This is a genomic window from Amycolatopsis sp. CA-211722, assembly GCF_056828465.1.
Map to the genome: position 1 here is coordinate 590,692 of NZ_CP184752.1, position 15,495 is coordinate 606,186.

Annotated in this window: 17 protein-coding genes; 9 read left to right on the top strand and 8 right to left on the bottom strand. The window is 69.2% G+C overall.

Annotated features, from left to right (window positions below; translation table 11 throughout):
* Positions 1–101 precede the first annotated feature (101 nt).
* Positions 102–782, bottom strand: coding sequence for a peptidylprolyl isomerase (locus ACOCEP_RS02835; protein WP_482339549.1), 681 nt, complete (start codon positions 780–782; stop codon positions 102–104).
* 146 nt (positions 783–928) lie between these two features.
* Between ACOCEP_RS02835 and ACOCEP_RS02840 the strand changes: the two genes are divergently transcribed.
* Both ACOCEP_RS02840 and ACOCEP_RS02845 read left to right on the top strand, forming a co-directional pair.
* Positions 929–1,516: a hypothetical protein gene (locus tag ACOCEP_RS02840; RefSeq protein WP_482335606.1), complete on the top strand. Its 588-nt coding sequence runs from the start codon at positions 929–931 to the stop codon at positions 1,514–1,516.
* Between the two features lie 116 nt (positions 1,517–1,632).
* On the top strand, positions 1,633–1,977 hold the full coding sequence (locus ACOCEP_RS02845) for a beta/gamma crystallin domain-containing protein (protein ID WP_482335607.1): 345 nt from the start codon (positions 1,633–1,635) through the stop codon (positions 1,975–1,977).
* 3 nt (positions 1,978–1,980) lie between these two features.
* Here ACOCEP_RS02845 and meaB read toward each other — a convergent pair whose 3' ends face one another.
* Entirely contained in the window at positions 1,981–2,949 is a 969-nt protein-coding gene (gene meaB, locus ACOCEP_RS02850) for a methylmalonyl Co-A mutase-associated GTPase MeaB (RefSeq protein ID WP_482335608.1), read from the bottom strand.
* A gap of 5 nt (positions 2,950–2,954) precedes the next feature.
* Positions 2,955–4,136 carry an acetyl-CoA C-acetyltransferase gene (locus ACOCEP_RS02855; RefSeq protein ID WP_482335609.1) on the bottom strand — a complete coding sequence of 394 codons (1,182 nt, stop codon included), beginning with the start codon at positions 4,134–4,136 and terminating at the stop codon, positions 2,955–2,957.
* A gap of 131 nt (positions 4,137–4,267) precedes the next feature.
* Here ACOCEP_RS02855 and mce point away from each other — a divergent pair, with 131 nt between their 5' ends.
* A complete protein-coding gene (gene mce / locus ACOCEP_RS02860) occupies positions 4,268–4,717 on the top strand; it encodes a methylmalonyl-CoA epimerase (protein WP_482335610.1) in 450 nt (149 codons plus the stop codon).
* On the opposite strand, the gene ACOCEP_RS02865 is transcribed toward mce, so the two are convergent.
* Both ACOCEP_RS02865 and ACOCEP_RS02870 read right to left on the bottom strand, forming a co-directional pair.
* On the bottom strand, positions 4,711–5,274 hold the full coding sequence (locus ACOCEP_RS02865) for a TetR/AcrR family transcriptional regulator (RefSeq protein ID WP_037341723.1): 564 nt from the start codon (positions 5,272–5,274) through the stop codon (positions 4,711–4,713). The genes mce and ACOCEP_RS02865 overlap by 7 nt on opposite strands.
* 16 nt (positions 5,275–5,290) lie before the next feature.
* Positions 5,291–5,659 carry an SPW repeat protein gene (locus tag ACOCEP_RS02870; protein WP_482335611.1) on the bottom strand — a complete coding sequence of 123 codons (369 nt, stop codon included), beginning with the start codon at positions 5,657–5,659 and terminating at the stop codon, positions 5,291–5,293.
* 204 nt (positions 5,660–5,863) lie between these two features.
* Between ACOCEP_RS02870 and ccrA the strand changes: the two genes are divergently transcribed.
* From ccrA to ACOCEP_RS02890, 4 genes are all read left to right on the top strand, one after another.
* Positions 5,864–7,204, top strand: a complete 1,341-nt coding sequence (ccrA, locus tag ACOCEP_RS02875) for a crotonyl-CoA carboxylase/reductase (protein WP_482335612.1) — start codon at positions 5,864–5,866, stop codon at positions 7,202–7,204.
* A gap of 77 nt (positions 7,205–7,281) precedes the next feature.
* The gene (locus ACOCEP_RS02880) at positions 7,282–8,418 is read left to right on the top strand and encodes a chromosome segregation protein (protein ID WP_482335613.1); all 1,137 of its coding nucleotides are present in this window, start codon (positions 7,282–7,284) and stop codon (positions 8,416–8,418) included.
* Between the two features lie 106 nt (positions 8,419–8,524).
* Entirely contained in the window at positions 8,525–8,974 is a 450-nt protein-coding gene (locus ACOCEP_RS02885) for a universal stress protein (protein WP_007031721.1), read from the top strand.
* Positions 8,974–10,113 (top strand): adenylate/guanylate cyclase domain-containing protein, encoded by a 1,140-nt coding sequence (locus ACOCEP_RS02890; protein ID WP_482335614.1) that lies wholly within the window; start codon positions 8,974–8,976, stop codon positions 10,111–10,113. The genes ACOCEP_RS02885 and ACOCEP_RS02890 overlap by 1 nt, the downstream gene beginning before the upstream one ends.
* 146 nt (positions 10,114–10,259) lie before the next feature.
* Here ACOCEP_RS02890 and ACOCEP_RS02895 read toward each other — a convergent pair whose 3' ends face one another.
* The 3 genes from ACOCEP_RS02895 to ACOCEP_RS02905 are packed head-to-tail and all read right to left on the bottom strand — an operon-like array spanning position 10,260 to position 13,235.
* Complete coding sequence (locus tag ACOCEP_RS02895) at positions 10,260–11,492, bottom strand: aldehyde dehydrogenase family protein (protein ID WP_482335615.1); 1,233 nt, start codon at positions 11,490–11,492, stop codon at positions 10,260–10,262.
* 52 nt (positions 11,493–11,544) lie between these two features.
* A complete protein-coding gene (locus ACOCEP_RS02900; RefSeq protein ID WP_482335616.1) occupies positions 11,545–12,258 on the bottom strand; it encodes a M50 family metallopeptidase in 714 nt (237 codons plus the stop codon).
* Positions 12,259–12,293: 35 nt separating this feature from the next.
* A complete protein-coding gene (locus ACOCEP_RS02905; RefSeq protein ID WP_482335617.1) occupies positions 12,294–13,235 on the bottom strand; it encodes a DNA-3-methyladenine glycosylase family protein in 942 nt (313 codons plus the stop codon).
* Positions 13,236–13,377: 142 nt separating this feature from the next.
* On the opposite strand from ACOCEP_RS02905, the gene ACOCEP_RS02910 reads away from it, so the two are divergent.
* The gene (locus tag ACOCEP_RS02910) at positions 13,378–14,148 is read left to right on the top strand and encodes a class I SAM-dependent methyltransferase (protein ID WP_482335618.1); all 771 of its coding nucleotides are present in this window, start codon (positions 13,378–13,380) and stop codon (positions 14,146–14,148) included.
* A complete protein-coding gene (locus ACOCEP_RS02915) occupies positions 14,145–15,473 on the top strand; it encodes a M20 family metallopeptidase (protein WP_482335619.1) in 1,329 nt (442 codons plus the stop codon). Before ACOCEP_RS02910 ends, ACOCEP_RS02915 begins: the two co-directional genes overlap by 4 nt.
* The last annotated feature ends 22 nt before the right edge of the window (positions 15,474–15,495 follow it).

Below are 15,495 nucleotides of genomic sequence, written 5' to 3' on the forward strand. Positions count from 1 at the left end.
TCCCGTTACTCCGCGGCGTGACGGTCCCGCGTTTCGTCCTCTAAATGCGGTAGTTGGCAGTGCGAACCACCGCATCTAGAGGACTAAACGCGTGGGGGCAGCTAGCAGAACCAGGCGCGGGCCCGGAGGATGTCGGTCTTCAGCACCGGGGCGCCGTCGACCGGGGCGGGGTTCTCCGGGGTCGGCTTGATGCCGCCGGCGGCGACGTCGTCGAGGGTTTCGAGACCTTCGTGACCGACGGTGCCGAAGATCGTGTAGTTCGGGCGCAGCGCGGAGTCGCCGTACACGACGAAGAACTGGCTTCCGTTCGTCGCCGGGCCCGCGTTGGCCATCGCGAGGACACCGCGCGCGTACACCTTGCGCTCGCCGGTCGGGTCGGTCGGCGCGGGCGGCAGGCCCACGGGCAGCTCGTCCTTGTACTTGTAGCCGGGGCCGCCCTCGCCGGTGCCGCTCGGGTCACCGCACTGCAGCACCTTCAACGTCGGGTACGCGGTCAACCGGTGACACGTCGTGCGGTCGTAGAACCGGTGCTTCGCCAGGTGCAGGAAGCTCTGCACCGTGCACGGCGCCTTCGCCCGATCGAGGGTCAGGTCGATCTTGCCCTGATTGGTCTTCAGCTGCACCGGGACCTTGCCCCGGTCCGGCGTACGACGGGGGTCCGGCGGCAGCGGGACCGGGCGCGCGGCCGGGTCGTCCGGCGTCTGCGTGTACTGGCACGGCCCCTTCGTGACCTTCGGCGGCGCGCCTTCCGCCGACGCCGTTCCGGTGCCGGACGCGAGCATCAGCCCGGCTCCCAGCACTGCCACAAAGACCTTCGCGATCCTCTGCACGGTTCCTGCCTCCCAGCCGTGGACGAAGAAGAGAGCATAGGGTGAATCCCCGGTGCTCACACAGGTCCGGAAGTAGGTCCGCGGTTAGGGTCGAAGCCGTGGAGATCGCCGAACGACACCAATGGCAGCTGAACGCCCTGACCTTCCTGTACGCGTACACGCAGTATGTCCTCGTGCACGAGCGGGTCATGGCCGGGCTGCCGCCGGAGAAACCGGCCGAACTCGACAAACCGCGCATGCTCAGGCTCGCCAAGGTCGTCGACGACATGATCCTCGACTTCCGCAAGGAGGACGGGCTGACCGACCTCGAACGGCGCCGCGTCATCCGCCTCGCCAGGGAGATCAAATCGCACGTCCGGGAGACGTGGCCGCCACGCGAACCGTCGCTGACCGAGTGGATCGCCTCGGCCGCGGCGCATTTCTACTGCGAGGAACACATCAACAACGGCTACGTCCGGATGGGCCGCGTCTTCGATCCCGACATGGCGGACCGGTTCCTGGAGCGGGTCGAGTTCTGCCGGGGGCAGACCGTCACGATCACGAAGTACGCCCACAAGGTGGCCGACGGCGAACAGCTCACGTACGGCGAGACCAACCAGCTCGAAGTCTGGAAAGAGGACGCGATCGCCCATTTGGACAATCTCGACAGCGACTTCGGCGACATCAAGATGTACGTCGAATTCTGACCGCTGCCCGTAAGACCAGAGTTGCCTGTCCCGGCGTACCGGGAAATTGACATGCTCCACCGGTGATCGAGATGCTCGAAGCACAGGCTCCTTTTCCACGGCTAAAGGAGAATTCCGTGCCCTCGATCAAGAAACGCGTCCTGGCCGTGGCGGCCGCCGCTGCCGCCGCGTTCAGCCTGCTCGTCCCGACCGGCACCTCGTTCGCCATCGACCACATCCCCTGCCGCGACGGGGAGAACTTCCTGAAGATCTGGTCGCATCTCGGCGGGAGCAGCAGCGTCGACTGCTACGCCAACCGCGGGCGGATCAGCTTCGGCGGTTGGTGGATCGACCGGATCTACACCGGCAACAACGACCTGATGTATTACGACAGCAATGGCGCCGACGTGCGCATCAACCGGTGGACCGACATCAGTTTCCCGAACCGGCCGCCGAAGGTCCGCGTCATCGAAATCCTCTGAACCTCACGAACCGCGAAGATCTCCGATGAGTACTTCGGCCGCCGCGAACGGGTCGAGTTTCCGCGCGGCCACGCGTTCGGCCACTTCGGTGAGCCGGTCCCCGGAACGCAGGTCGACGATTTCCGCGCGCAACCGCTGCACGGCGATCGCCTCGACCTCGTCCCGGGCCCGCGCCGCACGACGGCGGGGCAGTTCGTCGCGCCGGACCAGCCAATCGTGGTGTTCGTCGAGCGCGCGGACGACGTCCTCGGCGCCTTCGCCGCGCGAAGCCACCGTTCGCACGATCGGCTGACGCCAGCTCGGGCCGCGGATCTCCCGGCGTACCAACGAGATCATCTGCTTGAGGTCGTGCACGGTCGCGTCCGCGCCCTCGCGGTCGGCCTTGTTGACCACGAACACGTCCGCGATCTCCAGCACGCCGGCCTTGGCCGCCTGGATCCCGTCGCCCATCCCGGGCGCGAGCAGGACCACGGTGGTGTCGGCCAGTTTCACGACGTCCACTTCGGACTGACCGACGCCGACGGTCTCGATCAGCACGACGTCGAACCCGGCCGCGTCGAGTACCCGGACGGCCTGCGGCGTCGCCCACGACAACCCGCCGAGATGGCCGCGCGTGGCCATCGACCGGATGAACACGCCGGGATCGGTGGCGTGTTCGGTCATCCGGATCCGGTCGCCGAGCAGCGCGCCGCCGGAGAACGGCGACGACGGGTCGATCGCCAGTACGCCGACGCGCAGGCCTTTCGCCCGTAAAGCCGTGAGCAGCGCGGAAGTCGATGTCGACTTACCGACACCGGGTGGCCCGGTCAGGCCGACTATCCGCGCGTTGCCGGTGTGCGGCGTCAGCTTCGCCGCGACCTCGGGCAACCGTGGATGAGCGTCCTCGACCAGCGACAGCAACCGGGCGATCGCGCGGGGGACGCCGTCCCGCGCGCGACCGACCAGTTCGTCGATGTCCAGCTGTACCGGCAAGAGCTTTACGGGACGCGGATGAGCAGCGCGTCGCCCTGGCCGCCACCACCGCAGAGGGCGGCCGCGCCGAGACCGCCGCCACGACGGCGGAGTTCGTGGACCAGGTGCACGGCGAGCCGCGCGCCGGACGCGCCGATCGGGTGACCGAGGGCGATCGCGCCGCCGTCGACGTTCACCTTCTCCGGGTCGAGCCCGAGCTTGTCGGCAGAGACCAGGCCGACGGCGGCGAACGCCTCGTTGATCTCGACGAGGTCGAGCGCGTCCGCGGTCAGGTTCGCCTTGGCCAGCGCGGCCAGGATCGCATTCGACGGCTGCTCGTGCAGGCTGGCGTCCGGACCGGCGACCACGCCGTGCGCGCCGATCTCGGCGAGCGGGGTCAGGCCCAGCTTCTCGGCCTTGGCCTTGCTCGCGACGATGACCGCGGCCGCGCCGTCGGAGATCTGCGAAGCCGAACCGGCGGTGATGGTGCCGTCGGAGGCGAAGGCGGGACGCAGCTTCGCGAGGCCCTCGGCGGTGGTGTCGGCGCGGACACCCTCGTCCTGTGAGAAGACGACCGGGTCGCCCTTGCGCTGCGGGATCGACACCGGCGCGATCTCGGCGTCGAAGCGGCCCTCGGCGATCGCGGCGGCGGCGCGCTGGTGCGACCGCGCGGAGAACTCGTCCTGCTGCTCACGGGTGAGCCCGTAGCGGCTGTTGTACTTCTCCGTCGAAGAGCCCATCGCGACCTGGTCGAAGGCGCAGAACAGACCGTCGTAGGCCATGTGGTCGACGAGCGTGGTGTCGCCGTACTTGAACCCGGCGCGGGACTTCGGCAGCAGATGCGGCGACTGCGTCATCGACTCCTGGCCGCCCGCCACGATCAGGTCGAACTCACCCGCGCGGATGAGCTGGTCGGCCAGCGCGATGGCGTCGAGACCGGAGAGGCAGACCTTGTTGATGGTCAGCGCCGGGACGCTCATCGGGATACCGGCGGCGACCGCGGCCTGCCGGGCGGGGATCTGGCCCGCGCCCGCGGTGAGCACCTGGCCCATGATCGTGTACTGGACCGCGTCCGGCGAAACACCGGCCTGCTCCAGCGCCGCCTTGATGGCGAAGCCGCCGAGTTGCGCGCCCGAGAAATCCTTCAGGGAACCGAGCAATCGCCCGATCGGTGTACGGGCGGCACCCAGGATCACGGAACCGGACACGGCGTCCTCCAAGCATCGGCGCAAGGGCAAAGGGGGTCTTCGCGACCATACCCGGGTCGCGGCCCTCTTGATGGAGCCAGTGTGAGGCGGCGCACGCCGGTCCGCCCGCCCGCGCACCTATCCTGCTCTGCATGAACCAGGCGCTGAAACCGTTCGTGACCGCCATCGACCACGTCGGCATCGCGGTACCCGACCTCGACGCCGCGATCGCCTTCCACGCCGAGCATTTCGGCCTGGAGGTCGCGCACGAGGAGGTCAACGAGGAGCAGGGCGTCCGCGAGGCGATGCTGCGCGCGCCGGGCACCGCCGGGACCGAGACCGCGATCCAGCTCCTCGCGCCGCTGCGCGACGATTCCGCGATCGGCAAGTTCCTCGCGAAGAGCGGCCCCGGGCTGCAGCAGCTGGCGTATCGAGTGTCCGATGTGGACGCCGCGGCCGAGGCTCTGCGCGCGCAGGGACTCCGGCTGCTCTACGCCGAGGCGAAACGCGGCACGTCCAACAGCCGGGTGAACTTCGTCCACCCCAAGGACGCCGGCGGCGTGCTGGTGGAACTGGTCGAGCCCGCGAAGGACGGTCACTGACCCCGCGTCAACGCCGAGGCGATGAAGAGGACTTCGCGGTCGATCTCGGCGGGGTCCCCGTCCTCGGTGTGCCGCGCCGTCGCGTGGCGATGACTCACCGCCCGCGCGAGCAGCCCCGAGGCCGAATCGACGTCGGCGATCGCGAGTTTGCCGCCGGTCGCGGCGACGATCACCGCCTTCACCTGCCGGACGAGTTGCTGGAAGCGTTCGGCCAACGCGTCGCGGACCGCGCGGTGCGTGTCGGCCTCGCGCCACAACAGATGTGACAGCGCCAAGGACCGGTTGAACCGCCTGTCGAGTTCGACGACGAGACCGCGGAGACTGCCCGCGAGGTCGCCGGGGACGACCACGACGGCCGGTTCGATCCGGGCGTCGGGCAGTTCGGCGACCAGCGCGGCCAGCAGATCCGACTTACGCCGGAAGTAGTAATGCACCAGGCCTTTCGGCACGCCCGCCCGCTCCGCGATCCGCGAAGTGGGCGTGGCGTCGAAACCGGATTCGGCGAAGAGCGCCTCCGCGGCCCGCAGGATGCGCTGTTTCGCCGAATCCTCTTTCACGCCGTTTCCTCCCGGGTCAGTGCTGTCCCGCCGTCCGGTGCGTCGCCTGGGCGATCGGCATCGCCGCCGCCCCGGCCACCACGGTCAGGACGCCACCGATCCAAGCGGTCCAGGACGCGCCCATGAAGTCGGCGTATCCCATCACCCAGGGCGAAATGAACAGCAGCGCGCCCAGGACGATCTGAATGCCTTCGCCGTAGACCATGCCAGGCATCGCAAGCGACGCGAGACCGTCGAGGGCGACCAGCGCGCCGAGGACGACGAGCGTCCACAGGGCGGTGTTGTCCGTGGTCATCCAGAGGGGTGAAAGCGCGACCACGACACCGATGACCACCTCCGCCCAGTCATGGGGACGGGTCCAAGGGCGCGTCGTGGGTTCGTTCATGCGTGCTCACCTCCGAATATCGGCTGAACCTGCAGGTCGGAGAGATCTCCACCGCCCATGGTCCGCTTGGTTGGCCGGCCGGTCAAGACCGGTCGATAACGCTTCGGGATGTGTACGTGCTCCACGTCTCGTACAGTTGTGGAGCCGGTTACCCATGAGTAATTTAAGCCGCCAAACGCCGTCCCCCCATTCGCGGAGGTTTCGATGACGCAGCTCGGCGAGATCCAGCAGGCCATTCTGAACGATGACCTCGGCGCCGTGGCGTCGCTCGACGTGCCGGAGTCCTATCGCGGGGTGACCGTGCACAAGGACGAGGCCGGCATGTTCGAAGGCCTCGAAAGCCGGGACAAGGACCCGCGCAAATCGCTGCACGTCGACGAGGTCCCGACGCCGGAACTCGGCCCCGGTGAGGCGCTGGTCGCGGTCATGGCGAGCGCGATCAACTACAACACCGTCTGGACCTCGATCTTCGAACCGGTCTCGACGTTCAAGTTCCTGGAGCGCTACGGGCGGCTTTCGCCGCTGTCGAAGCGCCACGACCTGCCCTATCACGTCGTCGGCTCGGACCTGTCCGGCGTGGTGCTGCGCACCGGCCCCGGCGTGCACAACTGGAAGCCGGGCGACGAGGTCGTCGCGCACTGCCTCAACGTCGAGCTCGAAGGCCCGGACGGGCACAACGACACGATGCTCGACACCGAGCAGCGGATCTGGGGTTTCGAGACGAACTTCGGCGGGCTCGCGGAGATCGCGCTGGTGAAGGCGAACCAGCTGATGCCGAAGCCGGATCACCTCACCTGGGAGGAGGCCGCTTCCCCCGGTCTGGTGAACTCCACCGCGTACCGCCAGCTCGTCTCGCGCAACGGCGCCGACATGAAGCAGGGCGACGTCGTGCTGATCTGGGGCGCTTCGGGCGGCCTCGGCTCCTACGCGACGCAGTACGCGCTCAACGGCGGTGCAATCCCGGTATGCGTGGTCTCCAGCCCCGAGAAGGCGGAGATCTGCCGGAAGCTCGGCGCTGAGCTGATCATCGACCGCAATGCCGAGGGCTACAAGTTCTGGAAGGACGAGCACAACCAGGACCCGAAGGAGTGGCAGCGGTTCGGCAAGAAGATCCGTGAGCTGACCGGCGGCGAGGACCCGGACATCGTCTTCGAGCACCCGGGCCGCGAAACCTTCGGCGCGTCCGTCTACGCCGCGCGCAAGGGCGGCACGATCGTCACGTGCGCGTCGACTTCCGGCTACATGCACCAGTTCGACAACCGCTACCTCTGGATGAACCTGAAGCGGATCATCGGCAGCCACTTCGCCAACTACCGCGAATCGTGGGAAGCGAACCGGCTGATCGCGAAAGGTCTGATCCACCCGACGCTGTCGAAGACCTACGCGCTCGAGGAAACCGGACAGGCCGCGCTGGACGTCCACCGCAACGCGCATCAGGGCAAGGTCGGCGTGCTCGCCCTTGCCCCGGAAGAAGGTCTGGGTGTCCGGAACCACGAGCTGCGCGAAAAGCACATCGACGGGATCAACGCCTTCCGGAACGTTTAGCGCGCCGGAACGTGCTTTCGCCGCGCGTTGCGTGGGTGCTCACCCTTCCGTGACTCCAGCTCGACTACGGTAGAAGGATGAGCCTTGGCGAGGAACGGGAGCTAGTGCCGCTGGGAGCCGGCTTCGACGTGGCGAAGCGCGGTTACAGCCGTGCGCAGGTCGACGAACATCTCGAACGGCTGGACGCCGATCTGAAGATGCTCACCGCCGATCGCGATGCCGCCATCGGACAGGCGGGCGACCTGGCACGGCAGCTGGAGATCGCGCGCGGCGAGATCGCGGACCTGCGCGGGCAGGTCGACAGGCTCGCCCAGCCGCCGACGAGCGTCGAAGGCCTTTCCGAGCGGCTGCAGCGCATGTTGCGGCTCGCGCAGGACGAGGCCGCCGACACCAAGGCGCGCGCGGAAGCCGAAGCCGGGCACATCCGCGCGAAGGCGGAGACCGACGCGAGCGCCATGCGGGCCCGCTACGAGCAGCTGCTCAACGAACTCGACCTCCGTCGCAAGGAGATGGAGGCCGAGCACCGCGGCGTGCTGGAGAAGGCCCGCGCCGAGGCGAAAGACATCATCGACAAGGCGAAGGCTGAGCGCGACAAGCTCGACGCCGAATCGCAGCAGCGCCGCACGCAGGTCGAAGAGGACTTCGAGATCGCGATGGCGTCGCGACGCACCGAGGCCATGCACGCGCTGGCCGAACAGGAGGCCGCGAGCAAGGCCGAGGCCGCCCGCCGCGTCCGAGAGGCCACCGAGGACGCCGCCGCCATCCGCGCGAAGGTGCTCGAAGAGGAGACGGCGGCCAAGGCCGACATCGAACGCCGTCAGCGCGAGTCCGTCGCCGACGCCAACAAGCGCAAGCAGGACTCGATCACCGAGGCCAACGCCCGGCTCGCCGAGGCGGCCGACGAGGCACGCCGCCGCGTCCGGCAGGCGACCGAGGAGTCCAACCGGCGGATCACACAGGCCACCGAACGGGTGGAAGCGCTCCGCAAGGTGCGCTCCAGCCTGGCCGAGCAGGTCCGCTCCGCGCGGACAGCGCTCGCCGAAGCGACGCACGTGCTCGGCGACGAACCGCAGATCCCGGCGGACCTGAAGGCGAAGCCGTCGCCCGACTCGGAAGCCACCGTGCAGATCCGGACGGCCGATGTGCCGAAGGCCACATCCGGTGCGAAGCCTTCACCGCGACCTGCGGCAGCGCAGAAACCGACTGGCGAGTAACCTTCTCACCCGACCGTGCTCGTCGGCGACCTGCGAGGCCGCCGACGAGCGGTTATCGTCGCTGCTCGCGCGCAGGTGCGGGCTGTCAGATCGGTGGAGGTTGCGGATGGCTGCATATCGGACCGTGGTCGTGGGCACGGACGGCTCGGATTCTTCGTTCGCCGCGGTCGACCGGGCGGCGGGTGTCGCCGGGGATTCCGGAGCGACCCTGGTCATCGTGTGCGCCTACTACCCCGCCAACAAGGGCGACGTGGAAAAGGCGCAGGACGTCCTCGGCGACGAGGCGTACCAGGTCGTCGGCTCGGCGCCGGCCGAGGACACCCTCCTGTCCGCCCGCGACCGGGCGGCGAAGGCCGGCGCGAAGACCATCGAGACCGCCGCGGTCGTGGGCGACCCGGTCGACTCGCTGCGCAAGGTCGTCGCCGAACGCTCCGCGGATCTGCTGGTGGTCGGCAACCGCGGGCTGAACACGCTCGCGGGCCGCATCCTGGGCTCCGTGCCGTCCGAGGTCGCGCGGAAGTCCGGGGTGGACGTGCTCATCGTCCACACCACCTGATGCCCGAACCCGGCGAGATCTCGCCCGACGCGCTGCAACAGCGCCTCGAACGGATCCTGCTCGGCGGAAGACGCAAGTACACCCGGCTCGAAGTCGCCGAGAAGGCAGGCGTTCCCGAGGAACGCTCTCGGCGGCTTTGGCGTGCGCTGGGTTTCGCGACGGTCGACGACGACGAGGTCGTCTTCACCGACGCCGACATCGAAGCGATCCGCACGGCCGACCAGCTGATGAACTCGGGGCTGATCGACCCGAGCATCGAACTGGCCGTGACGCGCGCGCTGGGCCAGCACCTTTCGCGACTCGCGGAATGGCAGGTCCACATGCTGTGGACGATGATCACCGAGAACAAGGAGATCGGCAGCAGCGAACGCCAGATCGGACGGCTCGTCGAACGGCTCCTGCCCGAACTGGAGAAGGTGCAGGAATTCGTCTGGCGCCGCCACCTGGCCGCCTACGCCGGCCGGGCGCTGGCCCTGCCGGACGAAGACCTCGAAGCTAGGACCGAAGTGGTCGGCTTCGTCGACATGGTCGGCTACACCCGCCTGACCAGGCAGGTCGACGAAGAGGAGCTGACCGACATCCTCGACCGGTTCGAATCCGTCGCCACCGAGGTGGTCGCCGATCACCACGGGCGGATCGTGAAGATGATCGGCGACGAGGTCCTGTTCGTCGCCGATTCCGCCGTCGACGGGGCCGAGATCGCCCTCGCCCTGTCCGAACGCGCCGACGCCGACGAGACCCTGCCCTCCGTGCGCGCCGGGCTGGCTTCGGGCCGGATCCTCAGCCGGTTCGGCGACGTCTACGGCTCGGTCGTGAACCTCGCCGCCCGCCTCACGTCGACCGCGCGGCCGGGCACCATCCTCGTCGACAAGGAACTCGCCGCCGAGCTCTCGGGCTTCCCGGAGTACGAGGTCCGCACGCGGCGACCGGTTTCGGTACGGGGCTACAACCGGCTGCGGCCTTCGTCCCTGCGCCGGGCGCGAGACCGGCCCGCGGGTATGTTCGCGTCTTCGCAACTGCTCGCCGCGGAGATGCTGGGGCTGGCCGAGGCCACTCCGGAGCCCGCCTCGGACGCGGTCGAGGACGCGACCGCGGATTCCTTGCCGCCCCGGCCTCGGTCGAAGCGACGGCGGCGCTGATCCCCGGCTGGGGAGAGCAAGGGACCTTTGCTACCACTTCCGACGGCTGCGGACGTTCTCGACCCCAGACGTCATGAAAGGGTCGTTCAGGACATTTTTTGTCCTGAACGACCCTTTCATGACATCGGGGAAGGGAGCGGAGCCCGTCATGCGGGCAGCACGGCGTACTGCCGCACATAGAGATCGGTGTAGGTGACCGGACCGCGCGGGCCGGGGACCTTGTCCAGGTTGATGCCGGTCTCGGGGACGGCGAGCAGCTTGAATCCGTCGAGCAGCCGGGTCGGGGCGTTCCAGAAGACACCGGTGCCGGTGTACGCGTCGAAGAAAGCGTCGGCGGCTTCGCTGCTTTCGGTCGCGATGCCGGCGGCCAAGCCCGAGGTCCGCTCGTTGGCGATCTCCGCCGCCTCGGGCAGGCCTGAGACCTTCGCGACGGTGACGGTCGCTTCCCGGTCCGAGTCGAGCGCCCATTCGTAGCCGATGGCGTGCTCGTGCGGTGCGAGAGAGGGCGTGACGCCGCGTTCGGCCAGCGCGCCGGAGATGCCGGGCCAGACGCGATCGTGCGCGCTCTCGTGGATCAGCAACAGGTTCAGCCGGTTGCAGACGCCGAGCCGGTCGAGGCTGCTGAAGACCAGGTCTCGTACCTTGTCGGCGTCGGCCGCCTCGTCGACGTACAGCACGCCGCCGCCATCGGCGTGCGCCAGCGTGCGGACGCCGTGGACGGCCGCCTCGGTGGCCAGCGCCCGGGTGCTGTCACCGCTGCCGCGCAGGATGACCAGCGGCACGAGCTCAGGGAAGCGCACCAGCGCGGAGGCCGCTTCACGCTCGGCGCGCGGCACCAGCTGGATGACGTCCGGATCGATACCCGCCTCGGAGAGCGCGGGCGCGATCACGGTCTCGCGCAGGCGCTGGGCCGAGCCGAGCGCGGCGGAACCCGTGCGGAGCACACCACCGTTGCGCGACTTCACCAGCTGCGACGCGACGTCCACCGTGACGTTCGGGCGCGCCTCGTAGTTCGCGCCGATCACGCCGACCGGACGGCGGCGTTCCACCAGCCGCAGGCCTCCGTCCAAAGTGGACACGTCGACGGACCGCTCCTGATGCGGCGCGCCGGCCAGGAGACGGAGCTGTTCGGCCATGCCGGTCAGCCGCTCGGGCGTGATGGTGAGCCTGTCGAGCAGGCCAGCGCTCATCCCGTCCTGGCGTGCCTTGGCGATGTCGGCCTCGTTCGCTTCGAGCACGACGTCCGAGTGCTCGACCAGCTTGTCCGCCATGGCGTTCAGCGCGGCGTCGATCGCGTCCGCGGTGGCGACGGCCAGCGACGGCGCGGCCCGTTTCGCCGATCGAGCGCATTCCTCGACGGCCTTGGCGACCTCGTCCATCTGCTGACTCCTTCCGCGCGGAACGAGCCACCAGTCTGCCGTACCGCCCCGGTCAGGCGACGGTCGGCTCCAGCAGCCACAACCCGCCCGCGAAGAGGCAGCTCACCGTCAGCACGGCCATCACCAGCACCCACAGCACCGCGGGCATCCCGGTGAGCCTGCCGAGCTGATCGGCGTCGGAATCCCGCGCCGATCCCCGGCGCCGTTTGATCTGAAGCTCGACCACCGGCCGGACACCACCGAACAGCAGGAACCAGGTCAGCAGGTAGACGAAGATGGCCTGGAACCACGAAGGCGCCACCAGCGCGACCAGCCCGAGCACCACCGAGGTGGCGACCACGGTGAACACGCCGTAGGTGTTGCGCACCATCACCAGCACACCCAGCAGCATCAGGGCCATCACGATCAGCACGACGGTGATCAGGTCGGACGAGAGCAGGCCCGCGAACACCAGTCCGAGCACCGCGGCCGCCGGATACCCGGCCAGCGCGGTGAACGCCATCCCCGGGCCCTCCGGTTTGCCACGAGACACCGTGACACCGGAGGTGTCCGAATGCAGCTTGATGCCCTGCAGCCGACGGCCGACCAGCACCGCCGCCAGCGCGTGGCCCGCCTCGTGGACGAGCGTGATCAGGTTGCGGGCGATCCGCCAAGGCCTGCCGGAGAGCACCACCAGCAGCGCGAGACCACCGGTAACCAGGGTGATCGTGCCGGGAGGGGTGGACTGGGCGATGTCGGAAACCGTTTCGGCGGGAGACGAGCTCACCTCATCAGCTCACCACAAGCCGGATATGTCCCGTGTCAGGCGGTCATCGAACCTCCGATCCCCCGCGTGCGAAACTCCCCGTCGTTGCGCAGGGCGAAGGCCACCCAGCTGCGGAACGGCCGCCACACCGCGGACAGCTCCTCCAGCTCCTCGGGTGGCGCCTCCGGCAGGTCGTACGCGGCCCGCATCGCCTCCTGCAACCGGGGCTCGCCACTGGGGAAGACGTCCGGATGCCCGGCGCCCCGGATCAGGATCAGCTGCGCCGAGAACGGGCCGATCCCCGGCAAGCGCTGCAACCAGCGCAAAGCGTCCGGCACCGGCATCGCACGCAGGTACGCGGCGTCGAGCAGACCGTCCTTGGCGGCGTTGGCCACCGCGCGCAACCGCTCGGCCTTGACCTCCGGCAGGGCGCGCACGGCCTCAGGCCCGGCCAGGACGTCCGGCGCCGGGAAAGATCTGAGGACCTTCCCGCCGACGTCCACCGGCCTGCCGAACTCCTCGGCGAGCCGTCGTTTCACCGTGGCCGCCTGGGACATCCGCGCCCGGTGGCTCAGGATCGCCCAGCAGGCCGCTTCATAGGGGGAATGGAACAGCACCGGCCGCAGCCCGGGGTGCGCTTGCTGGAGGCGGCGCACCACGGGATCCGCCGTGCCGACCTTGGCGAAGCCGACGCCGTCGACGTCCACCGACAGGATCCGCCGGACCTGGGCGCCGACTTCGACGGCGAGGCCCTCCTCGGCGAAGACCTCCACTTCGATCGAACCGGGCGATCTCTGTCTGACGGCCGCACCGACGTGCTCCCAGCCCGCTTCGGCGGGAAAGGCGAAACGCAGGGTGCCGGGCTCGGTGGCCGCGTCCGTGCGGCACGCGGGCGGGAAAACGGTCAGGAAACGGATGGACTTGTCGAGGTCGAACGGGCCGCGCACCGGGATGCGGAGCGTGGTGGTGGCGGAGTGCTGCAGGATCGAGCCGGTCATTTCGGGCTCCTTCGGCTGGGGAACGGCGACTCCCTCCGACGTTAGAGAGGGCCACCGACAGTTTCGGGTCGTGGCGGCGGGGATGTCGCGAACGGGCCGGTCATGGCAGATTCTGGCGGTGAGGACCGTGAAGGGAGCAGCCATGCCGGACCATCGCGAACGTCTCGAAAACCTGTTGCGGCCAGGCACCACGACCGCCGGAGCCGACCAGGGTTTCCTTGACCTGCTGGGGGAAATACCGCAGGCGGGGCCGCCGACCGGGCTCGCCCAGCGGCTGATGCGCACCTCCGCCGTGCCGATGATCTACGAGCGGTACTGGCGCCCGACGCTGGGCAGGGTCGCGAAAGGACTGAACGGCCCGAGCATGGCGGACGAGGTCCGGATCGCGCTCGAAGCGCTCGGCCTGCGTCCCGGCCAGATCGCGCTGGACGTCGCCTGCGGCACCGGCAGGTTCACCCGCGCTTTCGGCGAAGCGGTCGGGCCGGACGGGCTGGCCATCGGACTCGACGGTTCGGTCACCATGCTGGAGAAGGCCCTCGCCGCGCCCAATCCCCCGTCGGTGAGCTACCTGCGCGCCGACGCCGTCGACCTGCCGCTCGACGATTCCACTGTGGACGGCGTCTGCTGTTTCGCCGCGCTGCACATGTTCGCCGATCCGGACGCGGCCCTGGATTCGTTCGCCCGGGTGCTGAAACCGGGCGGCTCGCTGGTGATGCTGACCAGTGCCCGGCACAGCGACCAGCCGATGCGGCTGGCGGACACCGTCCTCGGCAGGCTGAGCGGGCAGCGGATGTTCGACCGCGGCGAGATCGCGGTGAAGCTGTTCCGGCGCGGTTTCGACCACGTCGACGAGCGGTACTCCGGTGTCACGCAGATCGTCAAAGGCGAGCGGGGAGTTAACATCCGGAAATGATCCGCTCTGAGCACGCTTCGCCGATCCCTCCCGACGACGGCTACCTCCGCTCGCTGGTCGACGCGACCGCGGACGCCGTCGCCGCGGCCGAACCCCTCGGTTCGCCCCACGACGGCGCGGACGCCGCCACCCGAGACGCCGTCAGCGCCGAGATCCGCGCGCTGGAAGCGGAATTGGTGGGGCTGAGCCAAGACCTGCACGCTCATCCGGAAGAGGGTTTCGCCGAGCACCGCTCGGTCCGGGCGCTCGGGGACCTGCTCGAGCGGCACGGCCACGAGGTGACGATCGGCGCGGGCGGGCTCGACACCGCCTTGGTCGCGACCACCCCCGGCAGCGGCCCGCATATCGCGGTCCTCTCCGAATACGACGCGCTTCCCGGGCTCGGCCACGGCTGCGGGCACAACGTCATCTGCACCGCGGGCGCGGGCGGTTTCCTCGGCGCAGCGGCGGTCGCCGAACGCCTCGGCGGCCGGGTCTCGCTGATCGGCACACCGGCGGAAGAAGGCGGTGGCGGCAAGGAGACGATGGCCCGCGCCGGCGTTTTCGACGACGTCGACGCCGTGGTCATGCTGCATCCGTTCAGCCACGACATCGCCATGCACCCGTTCCTCGGCAGGCGGCAGCTGGAAATGGTGTTCCACGGGGTCGGCGCGCACGCCTCGGCTCAGCCGTTCATGGGACGGAACGCGCTCGACGCCGCGGTCGCGGCATATCAGGGAGTCGCGGCGCTCCGGCAGCATCTGCCGTCCAGTGACCGCGTACACGGAGTCTTCACCGACGGCGGCGCCCGGCCGAACGTCGTCCCCGAACGCGCGGCGCTGCTGTTCTATCTCCGGTCCGCGCAGCCGGACACGCTGCGCGACCTCGCCGAGCGGGTTTCGGCGATCGCGCGCGGCGCGGCGGAGATGACCGGGTGCGGAGTCGAGCTGAAGTGGGACGCCCAGCCCGCGTATCTGCCGATCCGGTTCAACACCACCCTCGCCGGACGCTGGTCGGTGCACCAGGTCGACGCCGGCCGCAAACCGCTGCCGCCGGGGATCGTGCCCGAATTCCTCACCGGTTCGACGGATCTCGGCAACCTCTCCTACCGGATGCCCGCGATCCATCCGATGATCGCCATCGCCGGGCCGACGACCGCCTTGCACACCAAGGAGTTCGCGGCCGCGGCCGGTTCGCCGGACGGAGATCGGGCGGTCGTCGACGGCGCACTGGGGCTGGCGCTGACGGCCGTCGACTATCTGGCCGACGCGAAACTCCGCGCCGCCGTGCACGAGGAGTTCGAGGCATCGGGCGGAGCATTGGACGTGCCGTCGTTCTTCGGCTGAGTTTCTCAGGGAATTCTTCTCA

Coding starts and splice junctions, on each gene's coding strand:
- ACOCEP_RS02835 (WP_482339549.1), bottom strand. CDS start 782: ATGCTCGCGTCCGGCACCGGAACGGCGTCGGCGGAAGGCGCGCCGCCG.
- ACOCEP_RS02885 (WP_007031721.1), top strand. CDS start 8,525: ATGGCTGCATATCGGACCGTGGTCGTGGGCACGGACGGCTCGGATTCT.
- ACOCEP_RS02890 (WP_482335614.1), top strand. CDS start 8,974: ATGCCCGAACCCGGCGAGATCTCGCCCGACGCGCTGCAACAGCGCCTC.
- ACOCEP_RS02870 (WP_482335611.1), bottom strand. CDS start 5,659: ATGAACGAACCCACGACGCGCCCTTGGACCCGTCCCCATGACTGGGCG.
- ccrA (WP_482335612.1), top strand. CDS start 5,864: ATGACGCAGCTCGGCGAGATCCAGCAGGCCATTCTGAACGATGACCTC.
- ACOCEP_RS02880 (WP_482335613.1), top strand. CDS start 7,282: ATGAGCCTTGGCGAGGAACGGGAGCTAGTGCCGCTGGGAGCCGGCTTC.
- mce (WP_482335610.1), top strand. CDS start 4,268: ATGAACCAGGCGCTGAAACCGTTCGTGACCGCCATCGACCACGTCGGC.
- ACOCEP_RS02915 (WP_482335619.1), top strand. CDS start 14,145: ATGATCCGCTCTGAGCACGCTTCGCCGATCCCTCCCGACGACGGCTAC.
- ACOCEP_RS02895 (WP_482335615.1), bottom strand. CDS start 11,492: ATGGACGAGGTCGCCAAGGCCGTCGAGGAATGCGCTCGATCGGCGAAA.
- ACOCEP_RS02905 (WP_482335617.1), bottom strand. CDS start 13,235: ATGACCGGCTCGATCCTGCAGCACTCCGCCACCACCACGCTCCGCATC.
- ACOCEP_RS02910 (WP_482335618.1), top strand. CDS start 13,378: ATGCCGGACCATCGCGAACGTCTCGAAAACCTGTTGCGGCCAGGCACC.